Source organism: Ideonella alba (assembly GCF_018069875.1).
Lineage (GTDB): Bacteria > Pseudomonadota > Gammaproteobacteria > Burkholderiales > Burkholderiaceae_C > Ideonella > Ideonella alba.
In genome coordinates, this window is sequence record NZ_JAGQDF010000001.1 from 378,621 (window position 1) to 391,902 (window position 13,282).

14 protein-coding genes are annotated in these 13,282 nt (G+C 71.4%); 7 read left to right on the plus strand and 7 right to left on the minus strand.

The window, feature by feature from the left end:
* Positions 1 to 2 precede the first annotated feature (2 nt).
* From folE2 to KAK07_RS01820, 3 genes are all read left to right on the plus strand, one after another.
* Entirely contained in the window at positions 3 to 803 is an 801-nt protein-coding gene (gene folE2 / locus KAK07_RS01810) for a GTP cyclohydrolase FolE2 (protein WP_210858665.1), read from the plus strand.
* A 93-nt stretch (positions 804 to 896) separates the two neighbouring features.
* On the plus strand, positions 897 to 1,748 hold the full coding sequence (locus KAK07_RS01815; RefSeq protein ID WP_210858667.1) for an intradiol ring-cleavage dioxygenase: 852 nt from the start codon (positions 897 to 899) through the stop codon (positions 1,746 to 1,748).
* Between the two features lie 27 nt (positions 1,749 to 1,775).
* Positions 1,776 to 2,807: an NAD(P)H-dependent flavin oxidoreductase gene (locus KAK07_RS01820; protein ID WP_210858669.1), complete on the plus strand. Its 1,032-nt coding sequence runs from the start codon at positions 1,776 to 1,778 to the stop codon at positions 2,805 to 2,807.
* Here the strand turns inward: KAK07_RS01820 and KAK07_RS01825 are convergent, their stop codons facing one another.
* Complete coding sequence (locus KAK07_RS01825) at positions 2,808 to 3,989, minus strand: CaiB/BaiF CoA transferase family protein (protein WP_210852079.1); 1,182 nt, start codon at positions 3,987 to 3,989, stop codon at positions 2,808 to 2,810.
* Positions 3,986 to 4,936 carry a hydroxymethylglutaryl-CoA lyase gene (locus tag KAK07_RS01830; protein ID WP_210858671.1) on the minus strand — a complete coding sequence of 317 codons (951 nt, stop codon included), beginning with the start codon at positions 4,934 to 4,936 and terminating at the stop codon, positions 3,986 to 3,988. The genes KAK07_RS01825 and KAK07_RS01830 overlap by 4 nt, the downstream gene beginning before the upstream one ends.
* A 41-nt stretch (positions 4,937 to 4,977) precedes the next feature.
* On the opposite strand from KAK07_RS01830, the gene KAK07_RS01835 reads away from it, so the two are divergent.
* Positions 4,978 to 5,685, plus strand: a complete 708-nt coding sequence (locus KAK07_RS01835; protein WP_210858672.1) for an IclR family transcriptional regulator — start codon at positions 4,978 to 4,980, stop codon at positions 5,683 to 5,685.
* On the opposite strand, the gene KAK07_RS01840 is transcribed toward KAK07_RS01835, so the two are convergent.
* Positions 5,686 to 7,272, minus strand: coding sequence for a DUF4139 domain-containing protein (locus tag KAK07_RS01840; RefSeq protein ID WP_210858674.1), 1,587 nt, complete (start codon positions 7,270 to 7,272; stop codon positions 5,686 to 5,688). It lies immediately after the preceding gene.
* 76 nt (positions 7,273 to 7,348) lie between these two features.
* Between KAK07_RS01840 and KAK07_RS01845 the strand changes: the two genes are divergently transcribed.
* The gene (locus tag KAK07_RS01845) at positions 7,349 to 7,921 is read left to right on the plus strand and encodes a hypothetical protein (protein ID WP_210852083.1); all 573 of its coding nucleotides are present in this window, start codon (positions 7,349 to 7,351) and stop codon (positions 7,919 to 7,921) included.
* A gap of 18 nt (positions 7,922 to 7,939) precedes the next feature.
* Here KAK07_RS01845 and KAK07_RS01850 read toward each other — a convergent pair whose 3' ends face one another.
* The 4 genes from KAK07_RS01850 to panB all read right to left on the minus strand — a co-directional run bounded on the left by KAK07_RS01850 (position 7,940) and on the right by panB (position 10,709).
* On the minus strand, positions 7,940 to 8,155 hold the full coding sequence (locus tag KAK07_RS01850) for a (2Fe-2S)-binding protein (RefSeq protein WP_210852084.1): 216 nt from the start codon (positions 8,153 to 8,155) through the stop codon (positions 7,940 to 7,942).
* A 115-nt stretch (positions 8,156 to 8,270) separates the two neighbouring features.
* Positions 8,271 to 8,747 carry a bacterioferritin gene (bfr, locus tag KAK07_RS01855; RefSeq protein WP_210852085.1) on the minus strand — a complete coding sequence of 159 codons (477 nt, stop codon included), beginning with the start codon at positions 8,745 to 8,747 and terminating at the stop codon, positions 8,271 to 8,273.
* 220 nt (positions 8,748 to 8,967) lie between these two features.
* Positions 8,968 to 9,807: a pantoate--beta-alanine ligase gene (panC, locus tag KAK07_RS01860; protein ID WP_210852086.1), complete on the minus strand. Its 840-nt coding sequence runs from the start codon at positions 9,805 to 9,807 to the stop codon at positions 8,968 to 8,970.
* 5 nt (positions 9,808 to 9,812) lie between these two features.
* A complete protein-coding gene (panB, locus tag KAK07_RS01865) occupies positions 9,813 to 10,709 on the minus strand; it encodes a 3-methyl-2-oxobutanoate hydroxymethyltransferase (RefSeq protein ID WP_375140968.1) in 897 nt (298 codons plus the stop codon).
* 100 nt (positions 10,710 to 10,809) lie between these two features.
* On the opposite strand from panB, the gene KAK07_RS01870 reads away from it, so the two are divergent.
* Together KAK07_RS01870 and KAK07_RS01875 are read left to right on the plus strand one after the other, a co-directional pair.
* The gene (locus tag KAK07_RS01870) at positions 10,810 to 12,174 is read left to right on the plus strand and encodes a TrpB-like pyridoxal phosphate-dependent enzyme (protein ID WP_210852088.1); all 1,365 of its coding nucleotides are present in this window, start codon (positions 10,810 to 10,812) and stop codon (positions 12,172 to 12,174) included.
* A 63-nt stretch (positions 12,175 to 12,237) separates the two neighbouring features.
* Positions 12,238 to 13,278, plus strand: coding sequence for an isocitrate/isopropylmalate dehydrogenase family protein (locus tag KAK07_RS01875; RefSeq protein WP_210858677.1), 1,041 nt, complete (start codon positions 12,238 to 12,240; stop codon positions 13,276 to 13,278).
* Positions 13,279 to 13,282 lie beyond the last annotated feature (4 nt).

Genomic DNA, 13,282 nt, shown 5'->3' on the forward strand with positions numbered 1-13,282 from the left:
CCATGAATCAGCTGACCGACGCCCTGCACATCCCCGACACCCAGAGTGAGCGCGACGAGCGCCATCTGGCGATCCAGCGCGTGGGCGTGAAGGATGTGCGCTACCCGCTGAGCCTGCGCGTGGCGGGCCAGGTGCAGCAGACCGCGGCGCTGTGGAACCTCGATGTGGCCCTGCCTGCCGAGCAGAAGGGCACGCACATGTCGCGCTTCGTGGCCTGGCTGGAGGAACAGCAGGCGCCGCTGGACGCTGCCACGCTGAAGCTGCAGCTCGATGCCATGCTCGACAAGCTGCACGCGCAGGAAGGCCGGGTCGAAGCGCGCTTCTCCTTCTTCCTGCGCAAGCGTGCGCCGGTGTCCGGTGTGCAGAGCCTGCTGGATTACGCCGGCGCCTGGGTGGCCGAGCGCCGCGGCGGCCACACGGCGATCTGGGCCGAGGTGGGCGTGCCGGTCAAGAGCCTGTGCCCGTGCTCCAAGGAGATCTCCGACTACGGCGCGCACAACCAGCGCTCGCTGGTCACGATCCGGGTCGAACTGCTGGACCCGCAGGCTCGGCCCATCGAGTGGCATCAGCTGGTGCGCTTCGCCGAGGAGTCGGCGTCGTCCGAGATCTGGCCGATGCTCAAGCGCGCCGACGAGAAGTGGATCACCGAGCGGGCCTACGAGAACCCGAAGTTCGTCGAGGACCTGGTGCGCGACGTGGCCTTGCGACTGAATGCCGACGACCGCATCGGCCGCTACCGGGTGGACGTCGAGAACTTCGAGTCCATCCACAACCACTCGGCCTGGGCGCGCATCGAGCGCTGAGCCGCGGCTTTGCAGGGCGGAAGCCCTGCGCAACAGGCGCGAAACCTGGCGCGCGCAGCATGAGGTCACCCACACCTCATCCCCTGCCGCACCATGCCCACACCGTTTGACCACCTCCTGTCCAGCCAGGCTGCGCGCCGCCGCGCGCTGGGCCTCATCGCCTCGGCCGGCGTGATGCCTCTGTCGCTGCTGGGGTGCGGCGGCGGGGACAGCAGCAGCAGCAGCGTCGCTGAAGACACCAGCACGAGCGGGAGCACGAGTGGCAGCACCGACACCGGTTCGACCACCGGCACCTGCAGCACGATTCCCAGCGAGACCGCCGGCCCCTACCCGGGCGATGGCACCAACAGCAACAGCAGCGGCGTGGCCAACGCGCTGCTGCTCAGCGGCATCGTGCGCAGCGACATCCGCACCAGCGTGGACACCGCCAGCGGCACCGCCGAGGGTGTGCCGCTGACGGTCACGCTGACGCTGGTCGACAGCGGCAACAGCTGCGCCGTGCTGGCCGGCTACGCGGTCTACCTGTGGCACGCCACGCGCGATGGTGAGTATTCGATGTACTCCAGCGCGGTGGTGGGCGAGAACTACCTGCGCGGTGTGCAGGTCAGCGATGCCAACGGCCAGGTCAGCTTCACCACCATCTTCCCCGGCTGCTACAGCGGGCGCTGGCCGCACATCCACTTCGAGGTCTACCCCAGCCTGGCCTCGGCCACCAGCGGCGCCAACGATGTGAAGACCTCGCAGCTGGCGCTGCCGGCCTCGGCCTGCGCCCAGGTCTATGCCAATGCCAGCGGCTATGCCAGCAGCGCCACCAACTTCGGCAACATCTCGCTGGCCAGCGACAACGTGTTCGGCAACGACAGCGGCGTGTTGCAACTGGCCACGGTGACCGGCAGCGTCAGCGCCGGCTTCGCGGCCACGCTGCAGGTGGGCGTCGCCGTCTGAGTGCGGGGGCATGGCAGGATGCGGGGCATGACGCCGCTGCATCCGCTCGCCCGACTGCCCCTGATCCAGGCCCCGATGGCGGGCTCGCAAGGCCTGCGCCTGGCCCGTGCCGTGGCCGCCACCGGGGCCGTGGGCAGCCTGCCGGCCGGCATGCTCGATGCCGCCGCCCTGGCGCGCGCGCTGGGCGAGTGGGCCGCTGATGGCACGGGGGTGCTCAACGTCAACTTCTTCTGCCACCGGCCGCCGCCGGACGATCCACCGCGCATCGCGCGCTGGCATGCCCGGCTGGCGCCCTACACGGCCGAGGCCGGCCTGCCGGCGCCCCAGGGGGTGCCGCGGCCGACGCGCCACCCTTTCGACACCGCGATGGCCGAGGCCCTGGCCGCCGCGCCGCCGCCGATCGTCAGCTTCCACTTCGGCCTGCCCGAGGCGGCCCTGCTGGCGCGCGTGCGCGCGCTGGGCTGCCGGGTCTGGAGCAGCGCCACCACCGTGGACGAGGCGCGTTGGCTGCTGGACCAGGGGGTCGATGCGCTGATCCTGCAGGGCCTGGAGGCCGGCGGCCACCGCGGCCACTTCCTGCGCGAGGACCTGGACCTGAGCGCCCAGGCGGGTTGGCGTGATCTGCTCGCTGCGGTGCGGCCGCTCGCCGGTGCGACGCCATTGATCGCTGCCGGCGGCATCGCCGACGCGGCCACGGTGCGCGAGGCGCTGAGCGCCGGTGCCGCCGCCGTGCAGGTGGGCACGGCCTTTCTGCGCTGCCCCGAGGCGGACACCGGCGCGGTCCACCGCGCCGCGCTGGCGGCCGGTGGCGAGACGGCGCTGACCAACCTCTTCTCCGGCCGCCCGGCGCGCGGGCTGGTGAACCGCCTGATGCGCGAGGCCGGCCCGATCAGCGCCGACGCGCCGGCCTTTCCGCTGGCCAGTGCCGACCTGGCGCCGCTGCGGGCCTGGGCCGAGGGCCAGGGCCGAGGCGACTTCTCGCCCTTGTGGGCCGGCACCGCGCACGCGCTGGCGCGAGAAGAGCCGGCGGCCGCCGTGGTGGCGCGCCTGCTGGCCTGATCAGCCCAGCACGCCGGCGGCGCGCAGATCGGCGATTTCGCCGTCGCGGTAACCCAGCTGGCGCAGCAGTGTGTCACCGTGTTCGCCGATGCCCGGCGGGTTCGAACGCAGCGGCGGGCGCTGGCCGTCCAGCGTGATCGGCAGCAGCGGTGTCAGGGTCTGGCGGCCATCGGGCAGCGTCACCGGCACCAGGCCGCCGCTGGCCAGCAGGTGCGGGTCCTGCATCAGCTGCTCGGGCCGGCTGATCGGCGCAAAGGGCAGGCCCTCGCGCTCGAAGACCGCCGCCAGCGCCGACGCCCGCCAGCCCGCCAGCGCCTCGCGCAGCGCCGGCATCAGCCAGTCGCGTGACTGCACGCGGCCGTTGTTGGTGGCCAGTCGCGGGTCGTCGGCCCAGTCGGCAAAGCCGAAGGCGGTGCAGAAGCTGCGCCACTGGCCGTCGCTGACCACGGCCAGGAAGATCTGCTCGCCGTCCTTGACGGTGAACACGTCGTAGATGCCCCAGGCGCTGATGCGCTGCGGCATCGGCCGCGGTGCCTGGCCGGTCACCGCGTACTGCATCATGTGCTGGGCCACCAGCAGGATGTTGTTCTCGAACAGCGCGCTTTGCACCTGCTGGCCGCGGCCGGTGGTCTCGCGCGCCTTGAGTGCGGCCATCGCGCCCAGCGCGCCGAACAGGCCACCCATGATGTCGTTGACGCTGCTGCCGGCGCGCAGCGGCTGGCCCTCGGGGCCGGTCATGTAGGCCAGGCCGCCCATCATCTGCACCACCTCGTCCAGCGCGGTGCGGTGCTCGTAGGGGCCGGGCAGGAAGCCCTTATGGGTCACATAGACCAGGCGCGGGTTCAGCGCCGACAGCGCCGCCCAGCCCAGGCCCAGCTTGTCCATGGTGCCGCTGCGGAAGTTCTCGCTGAAGACATCGGCGGTGGCCACCAGTTTCAGCACCACCTCCAGACCGCGCGGGTCCTTCACATCCAGCGCCAGGCTCTTCTTGTTGCGGTTGAAGACCGGGAAGAAGCCGGCACCCGAGCCCAGGAGGCGGCGCGTGGCATCGCCCTCCAGCGGCTCGACCTTGATGACCTCGGCACCCAGGTCGGCCAGCACCAGGCCGCAGGTCGGGCCCATGACCATGTGGGTGAACTCGACGACGCGGGTGTCGGCGTAGGGCAGGGTGGGGGCGCTCATGCGGGGATCCGGGTGGCTGGGACGAAGCCCCGCGGCACGCCGGCCTCGGCCAGCATGCCGTACAGCGGCTCACCGGGCAGGCCGGCGGCCAGGGGCGCCCGGGCGGCAATCAGGCGGTCCAGGTCGATGCCGGTGGCCACGCCCATGGCCTCGAACAGGAAGACCAGGTCCTCGGTCACCACATTGCCGCTGGCGCCGGGGGCATACGGGCAGCCGCCCAGGCCGGCCAGCGAGGCATCGAAGGTTCGCACGCCCACGTCCCAGGCCGCCAGCGCATTGGCCAGGCCCAGGCCGCGGGTGTTGTGCAGGTGGGCGGCGCCGGCCTTGTCGCCGATCGCCGCGCGCAGCCGGGTGAAGAGGCGCCGCACCTGGGCCGGGTGGGCCATGCCGGTGGTGTCGGACAGGCCGACCTCGTCCACGCCCGCTTCGGCCAGGGCCTCGGCCAGCGCGATCACCTCGTCCTCGGGCACGGCGCCCTGCAGCGTGCAGCCGAAGGCGGTGGACAGGCCCACCTCCACCGCCAACTGCGGCGCCTGCTCGGCCCGCCAGGCCAGCACCGCGCGCACCTCGTCCAGCATCTGCTGCGGCGTGCGGCGCACATTGGCCAGCGAGTGGGCTGCGCTGGCCGAAACCGGCAGCGTGATCTTGTGCACCCCGGCGGCGGCCGCCGCCTGTGCACCCTGCAGGTTGGGCACCAACGCCATCACCGTCAGGCCCGGGTGGCGCAGCGCATGGCGCACCACCGCGGCAGTGTCGGCCAGCTGCGGCAGCAGCTTGGGCGAGACGAAGGAGCCGACCTCGATCTCGCGCAGGCCGGCGGCGGCCAGCGCGTCGATCCAGGCGCACTTGGCGGCCAGCGGCATGGTGGCGCGCACGCTTTGCAGGCCGTCGCGCGGGCCGACCTCACTGATCAGCACCGTGGGCGCTGCGCTTGACGAAGCCTTCATGGATTCTGTCTAATAGAACAACGTTCTAACAATTATCGCGCATGCCCCGCTCCGCTGCCCAGCCCTCCATCACCGACCTGGATCCCGCCCCCGGCGGCGTGGCCGCGGTCGACCGCGCACTGGGCCTGCTGCGCACCTTCGAGGACGGCTCGCCCCGGCTGGGCCTGGCCGAGCTGTCGCGTCGCAGCGGCCTGTACAAAAGCACGGTGCTGCGCCTGCTGGCCTCGCTGCTGCACGCCGGCTTCCTGGTGCGCGAGGGGGAGGCCTACGCCCCCGGTCCCACGCTGATGCGCCTGGGTGCCCAGGCCCAGCCCGAGGACGCGCTGGCCGCTGCCGTGCCACCGGCGCTGCGCGCGCTGGTGGCGGCCACGCGCGAGAGCGCGGCCTTCCATGTGCGCCGCGGCGAACACCGGCTGTGCCTGTACCGCGAGGACTCGCCGCAACTGCTGCGCGACCACATCCGCGCCGGCGACCTGCTGCCGCTGGACCGCGGTGCCGGCGGCCGGGTCCTGATGGCCTTCGCGGGCGCGCGCGGCCGGGTCTATGACGCGATCCGCCGCGACGGCGTGGTGGTGATGTCGGGCGACCGCGTGCCCGACCTGACCGGCGTCTCGGCGCCGGTGTTCGGCGCCGGCGGGCGGCTGCTGGGCGCGCTCACGCTGACGCTGCCCACCACCCGCCACCAGCCCGGCTTCGTGGGCGCGGTGAAGGACGCGGCGCAGGCGCTCAGCGCCCGCCTGGGCGGCTGATCAGCGGCGCTCGGCCAGCGCCTGCTCCTTGGGCCAGCTGATCTGGTAGTCGGCCTGCAGGGTCCAGCGCTCGCCGGCGGCCAGGCGGCGCTGCCAGGCGACGACGCCGGCCTCGTCCAGCCAGGCCTGGGTGGCGGGTGCGGGATCGAAGCGCTTGTCCACCTGCACCCGCTCGTCGGTGCTGACGGGGCTGGACTCCAGCACGCGCAGCTCGATCGGCGTGGCGTGGCGGTTCTCCAGTTCGTAGCGGCGCGTCACGCGGCGCTCGCTGCGCTGGCCGATGAAGCCGCTGCTGGCCTGCTGGTTGGGCGGCTGCAGCACCTGCACGCGCAGCTTGTCATCGCGGCCAAAGGGCAGCGACAGCGTGGCCCGCTGACCCAGGCGCAGCGTGCTGCTGCCTACCGCCTGGCCGTCGCGCAGCAGCTGCAACGGGCCGTCGGGCCAGGCGCCGGCCGGTCGGGGCAGCTCGGCCAGCAGCCAGGCGCTGGCGTCCTGAGCCGGCACGGCCTGCACCAGCAGCGTGGCGGTGAAGCGCTGGCGGCCCAGGCTCAGCGCTACCCGTTCGGCGCCGCTGCCGATGTCTACCTTGCCCGGCAGATTGAATGCCGTGGCGAACTCGCCTTCCTGCATCTGCACCGCGAAGTCGAGACCGTCCGGCGGGGGCGCTGCCGGTGCAGCGTCCATGGCCATCGGGGCCGCCTTCAGGCTGGCCCCCTGCGGACCGTTCCGGGGCGGCAAGGGCTCGCGCAGCGCCAGCGTCCAGGGGCGCGGCTGCGGGCCGGCGGTCGCGCCGCGCGGCGAGCCGGTGGACAGCGTCAGTGCCACGCCGCGCCAGTCCTCACCGCTGCGCTGCAGCACCTGAGCCAGGCGCTCGATCTCGAGCTGGCCCGCGGTGGTGTCGAGCTGGGCGCGGTAAGCCGGTGCCCAGGTCGGTCCGGCCACCTGGTAGCGCAGGCGCAGCGTGGCCTCGGCGCTGGCCGCCACGGCGATGCGCAGCTGGCGCACCTCGCCGCCCTGCTGCAGCAGGCGGTCGCGTTCGGCCTTCAGCGGCGAGAGCTCACGGCGCAGTGCTTCGCGCTCGCGCTCGATCCGGTGCTGCTCGTTCAGTGCAGTCTGGCCTGCCTTCTGCATCGCGGCCAGCTGGGCGGCGAGGTTGCCCGCGGGCGCCGGCACGCGCGGGGCGCTGGCGGCATCGGCAGGCGCCAGCGCGCGCAGGTAGCCCAGGGCCAGCGCGTGGCCCTCGTGTTCGGCATCCAGCGCGGCGAGCTTGTCTTCCAGCGCTCGCACGCGGGCATCCAGCGGCGTGGCCTGGCATTCGGGCGCCTGCTCGCGCGGCCGGTTCAGCGCGGTGACTGCGCCGGTGCGCAGCGCGGCATCGGGCTCCAGCCGCAGCGAGCCCATGTCGAACTGCGCGCTCAGGCAGTCCAGCACCAGCTCACGGCTGCCGGGCGCCACACGCGCCACGCGCTCGACCTCGGCCAGGCCGGGGTAGACAGTGACGCGCTCGATCGGAGCGGTCTGTGCGCCCGCTTGTGGGGCCCACAGCGTCAAGACGGTCGCGGCCCAGCGGCCCCATGGCAGATGCATGCTCTGTCTCCCTGATCTCGGCCTGCGCCGGAGTCGTCACATGGTAGCCTGAGCGCTTGCACTGCTTCGACATCCCATGAACCTGTTCCGTCGACCGTCGCTTCCCCTGTTGGCCTTGTTCTGGTCGAGCGTGCTGGGCAGCGCCGCCGTGCATGCCTATGAGCCGCCTGCGGGCGCGCCGACCGCCCAGATACGCCTGACCGCGGCCCGGGCGTTCAACACCAACATGATCATCGGCCACGCCCCGGAGTGCCGGCCCACCAAGGTCTATCGCTTCGCACTCCTGGGTGTCGCCAACTTGTTCGGCGGCCACCCGACCCTGGACATGCCGCTGAAGCCGGCGGTGCCGCCGGCGCAGATCTACGAGGCGACGGTCGAGGCGGATCGCACGCTGGTTGTGCTGGCCACGGCCAGCAGCTCACTGCTGCCCGTGGCCGGGCTGCTGGACAAATGCAAGGTCGAGACGCATTTCCATGCCCGGGCCGGCGGCCGCTACGAAGCGAACTACACCATCGAGAACAACGACCGGTGCACGCTTCAGATCAGCGAACTGCTGCCCGATTCTGAGGGCGGCTGGCGTCGCGCGGAGGTGGCCACCCTGCCCAAGCCGCCGGCGGCCTGCGACGCTGCCCCTGAGCCGCCGCGCTGAGGGCTGTCGTCGCAGTCGTCAGGCAGCAGCCGACGGCATCGCGGCCTGGCGAAGCCCCTGCATCGGCCCGGCCACGGCCTCCTCGAACACTTCACGTGCGCAGTCGTGGCAGCAGCCGCAGCAGGAGGCGGCGCGCGTCAGGTCCTTGAGCTGTTCAAAGTCGCGCACGCCCTGCACCTGCACCGCGTGGCGGATGTCGCGGTCGCTGACGCGGTGGCACAGGCAGACGATCATGGCGGGCTCGGGCAGGCAGGTGGTGGACAGGACTGAAGCATATACAAAATGCGAATCAGTCGCAATAGCATTAGCCCAACCAGGGGTGATCACCCCGGCGCCGCCCGATCCCGCGTCAGGACGACTCGCCCATCTGGGACTGCAGCCAGTTGGGCTCGCCCACCTGGGCGACCAGGCCGATCTGGGTTTCGAGGTCGTCGATGTGCTCCTCGGTGTCGTCGAGGATCTCCAGCAGGATGTCGCGTGAGACATAGTCGCGCACCGATTCGCAGTGGGCGATCGCCTCCTTCAGCAGCGGGTGCGAGGCCTGTTCCAGCCGCAGGTCGCAGTGCAGCACCTCGATGGCGTTCTCGCCGATGTAGAGCTTGCCCAGGTCCTGCAGGTTGGGCAGGCCCTCCAGCATCAGCACGCGCTCGACCAGCTTGTCGGCGTGCTTCATCTCCTCGATCGACTCTTCGTACTCGTGCTTGGCTCGCTTGCTCAGCCCCCAGTTCTTCAGCATCCGGGCGTGCAGGAAGTACTGGTTGATCGCGGTGAGTTCACACTTCAGCTGGGCATTGAGGTACTCGATGACCTTGGCGTCGCCTTTCATTGCGGGCTCCTGAAGAGGGTGGGGACTGACCGATTGTGGGGTGGCCCGAGCGCGGCCGACATCGCCCCGCGAGAAAAGACCCGCACTGAGGCTGGTAGCGCGAATCGCTCGCGTTGAGCCCAGCCAGCGCCGGTGTTCGATCACCCGGCGCGGGACGAGGCGGCGCCTCGCGCACCGCCACACCGTGCTGCGCGGGAGCGCCTGCCTGCCAGGGCGGCGCTCAGCACTCCAGGTTGTCGATCAGCCGGGTGCTGCCCAGGCGCGCCGCGCCCAGCGCCACCATCGGGATGCGGTTCAGGCGCTCCTCGTCGGTGGGCGGCAGCAGGTCGGCGCGGCGGCGCAGCGTGAGGTAGTCGGGCGCCCAGCCGCGGCCGCGCAGGGCGGCGGCGGCGTCGGCTTCGAGCGCCGCCAGCGCGCGCCTGGGGTCATGGGCTCCGGCGGCCAACTGCTGCAGCACATGCGACAGCTCCACCGCCTCATGGCGTTCGGTCGTGCCCAGGTAGCCATTGCGCGACGACAGCGCCAGGCCGTCGTCGGCGCGCACCGTGGGTGCGCCGATGATCTCGATCGGCATCGCGAACTGGCGCACCATGCCGCGGATCACCATCAGCTGCTGGTAGTCCTTCTGGCCGAACACCGCCAGCGCCGGCTGCACGCACTGGAAGAGCTTCATCACCACCGTGCACACGCCGGTGAAGAAGCCAGGGCGGAACTCGCCTTCCAGGATGTCGGCCAGCGCCGGCGGCGGCGCCACCTTGTAGGCCTGGGGCTCGGGGTAGAGCTCGCGCTCGGAGGGCGCGAAGACGATGTCGCAGCCTTCGGGCGCGAGCAGTTCGCAGTCGCGCTCCAGCGTGCGGGGGTACTGGTCGAAGTCCTCGTGCGGCAGGAACTGCAGCCGGTTGACGAAGATGCTGGCCACCACCGGGCCGCCATGACGCCGGGCCTCGCGCACCAGCGACAGGTGACCCGCGTGCAGGTTGCCCATCGTGGGCACGAAGGCGGTGCGCCGCTGCCCCGCCAGGGTCTCACGCAGTTCGGCCAGGGTGTGGATGACGCGCATGGGGATCAGAAGCCGTGGATCGATTCGTCGGGGAAGCGCAGCGCCTTGACGTCGTCGACGTAGGTGCGTACCGCGTCGCGGATGCCCAGGCCCACCTCGCTGCCGGGCACATGGGTGAAGTCGCGCACGAAGCGCGGCCGCTTGCCAGGCGTGATGCCCAGCAGGTCGTGCAGCACCAGCACCTGGCCGCTGGTGCTGGCGCCGGCGCCGATGCCGATCGTCAGCAGGCCCGGGTTGTCCTCGGTGATCTGGCGGCCCACGCTGGAGGGCACCAGCTCCAGCACCAGCATCGCGGCGCCAGCCTCGGCCATGGCCTTGGCGTCGGCGCGCAGCACGGCGGCGCCGGCGTCGTCGCGGCCCTGCACCCGGAAGCCGCCCAGCGCATGCACGCGCTGCGGCGTCAGGCCCAGGTGGGCGCAGACCGGGATGCCGCGCTCGGTGAGGAAGCGCACGGTGTCGACCAGCACGCCGCCGCCCTCGAGCTTGACCATCTGCGCGCCGGCGCGCATCAGCTTCACCGCCGAATCGAAGGCCTGCTCGGGCGAGCGTTCATAGGCGCCAAAGGGCAGGTCGGCCACCAGCCAGGCGCTGCGCTTGCCGCGCGCCACGCAGCGGGTGTGGTACTCCATGTCGACCAGGGCCACCGGCACGGTGCTGGTGTCGCCCTGGATCACGTTGCCCAGTGAATCGCCGACCAGCAGCACCTCGACGCCGGCGTCTTCCAGCACGCGCGCGAAGGTGGCGTCGTAGCAGGTCAGCATCGTGATCTTCTCGCCACGCGCGGCCATGTCGCGCAGCCGCGGCAGGCTCATCGCTTGACGCGCCGCAGGGGCGCTGGATTCGGCAGGGTGAACACTCATCGTCAGTTCCCTCGGGTCAGGGCAGGATGTTCGGGCAGGCAGCGCGTGCTGCGCCGCAGCACGGCGCGCATTCTGCCCTTAATGACGACCGGACCCAACCGGAGCACCCAATCCCTGCACAACGAACGAGGAGCATGCAGCTGTGAGTGACACCATCAAGTACCTGCTGAGCGAAGAGCAGATGCCCAAGGACTGGTACAACCTGGCGGCCGATCTGCCGGTACCGCTGCCCGCGGTGCTGCACCCCGGCACGCTGCAGCCGGTGGGCCCGGATGACCTGGCGCCACTGTTCCCGATGGCGCTGATCGGCCAGGAGGTGTCCACCGAGCGCTACATCGAGATCCCCGAGCCGGTGCGCCAGGTCTTCCGCCAGTGGCGGCCCAGCCCGCTGCACCGCGCGCGCCGACTGGAAGAGGCGCTGGGCACGCCGGCGAAGATCTACTACAAGTACGAGGGCGTCAGCCCGGCCGGCTCGCACAAGCCCAACACCGCGATTCCGCAGGCCTGGTACAACCAGCAGGCCGGCATCCGCAAGCTGACCACCGAAACCGGGGCCGGCCAGTGGGGCACCTCGCTGTCCTTCGCCGGCGCGCTGTTCGGCATCGAGGTGCAGGTCTTCCAGGTGCGCGTGTCGTACAACCAGAAGCCCTACCGCCGTGCGGTGATGGAGACCTACGGCGCCACCTGCGTGGCCTCGCCGTCCGAGCTCACGCAGTCGGGTCGCGCCATCCTGGCCCAGCGCCCCGACCACCCGGGCAGCCTGGGCATCGCCATCTCCGAGGCGGTGGAGCTGGCCGCGCAGCGTGACGACACCAAGTACGCGCTGGGCTCGGTGCTCAACCACGTGCTGCTGCACCAGACCATCATCGGCCAGGAGGCGATCGCCCAGCTGGCCATGGCCGGCGACGACCCCGACGTGGTGGTGGGCTGCACCGGCGGCGGCAGCAACTTCGCCGGCATCGCCTTCCCCTTCATCGGCCTGCAGCTGCGCGGCGGTCGCCGGCGCCGCATCGTCGCGGTCGAGCCCGCCGCCTGCCCCAGCCTGACGCGCGGCAAGTACGCCTACGACTTCGGCGACACCGCTCACCTGACGCCGCTGACCAAGATGCACACGCTGGGCAGCACCTTTACGCCGCCGGGCTTCCACGCGGGCGGGTTGCGCTACCACGGCATGGCGCCGATGGTCTCGCACTGCAAGGAGCTGGGCCTGATCGAGGCGGTGGCCTACCACCAGAAGGCCTGCTTCGAGGCTGGCGTGACCTTCGCCCGTGCCGAGGGCATCGTGCCGGCGCCCGAGGCCAACCACGCGGTCAAGGGCGCCATCGAGGAGGCGCTGCGCTGCAAGCGCGAGGGCAAGTCCGAGGTGATCCTGTTCAACCTGTGCGGCCACGGCCACTTCGACATGGCGGCCTACTCCGACTACTTCAGCGGCAAGCTGGTCGACCAGGACTACGACGAGGCCGAACTGGCCATGGCGCTGTCCGGCCTGCCCAGCGTGCCGGCCTGACAGCCAGGTGACAACGCGGGGGGTTATCCTCGGCGCATTCCCTGCACTGAGAGGCCCCCTGCGATGTCCGATCCCACCGCCCGCATCCCCGCCACGCTGATCGCCGGTGACGGCATCGGCCCCGAGATCATGGACGCCACCCTGGCGGCGCTGGACGCGCTGGGCGCGCCCTTCGACTGGGACGCGCAGACCGCCGGCCTGGGGGGGGTGCAGGCCTGCAACGACCCGCTGCCGCCGGCCACGCTGGACAGCATCCGCCGCACCCGGCTGGCCCTGAAGGGCCCGCTGGAGACGCCGGTGGGTGGCGGCTACCGCTCGTCCAACGTGCGCCTGCGCGAGGAGTTCAAGCTCTTCGCCAACCTGCGCCCGGCGCTGACCGTCATCCCCGGTGGCCGGTTCGACAAGATCGACCTGGTCGTGGTGCGCGAGAACCTCGAGGGCCTGTACATCGGCCACGAGCACTACGTGCAGATCGACGGCGACCCGCACGCGGTGGCCATGGCCACCGGCATCAACACGCGCGCCGGTTGCCGCCGCATCCTGGAGTACGCGTTCGAACACGCGATCGCCACCGGGCGCAAGAAGATCACGCTGGTGCACAAGGCCAACATCATGAAGGCGCTGACCGGCATCTTCAAGGAGACCGGCGAGCAGCTGTACGAGGAGAAGTACAAGGGCCGCATCGCCTTCGACACGGTGATCGTCGACGCCTGCGCGATGAAGCTGGTGCTCAACCCCTGGCAGTTCGACGTGATCGTCACCACCAACCTGTTCGGCGACATCCTCTCCGACCTGGTGGCGGGCCTGGTGGGGGGCCTGGGCATGGCGCCGGGCGCCAACATCGGCGCCGATGCGGCCATCTTCGAGGCGGTGCACGGCAGTGCGCCGGACATTGCCGGCAAGGGCATCGCCAACCCGGTGGCGCTGATGCTGGCCGCGGCGATGATGCTGGAGCACGTGGGTCACCTGGACAAGGCGCGGCGCCTGCGCCAGGCCATCGACGCCACGCTGAACATCGACAAGGTTCGCACCGGCGACCTGGGCGGCAAGGCCAGCACCGCGGCCTTCACCCAGGCCCTGGTGGCGCGCATCCGCGGCGCCTGAGGCT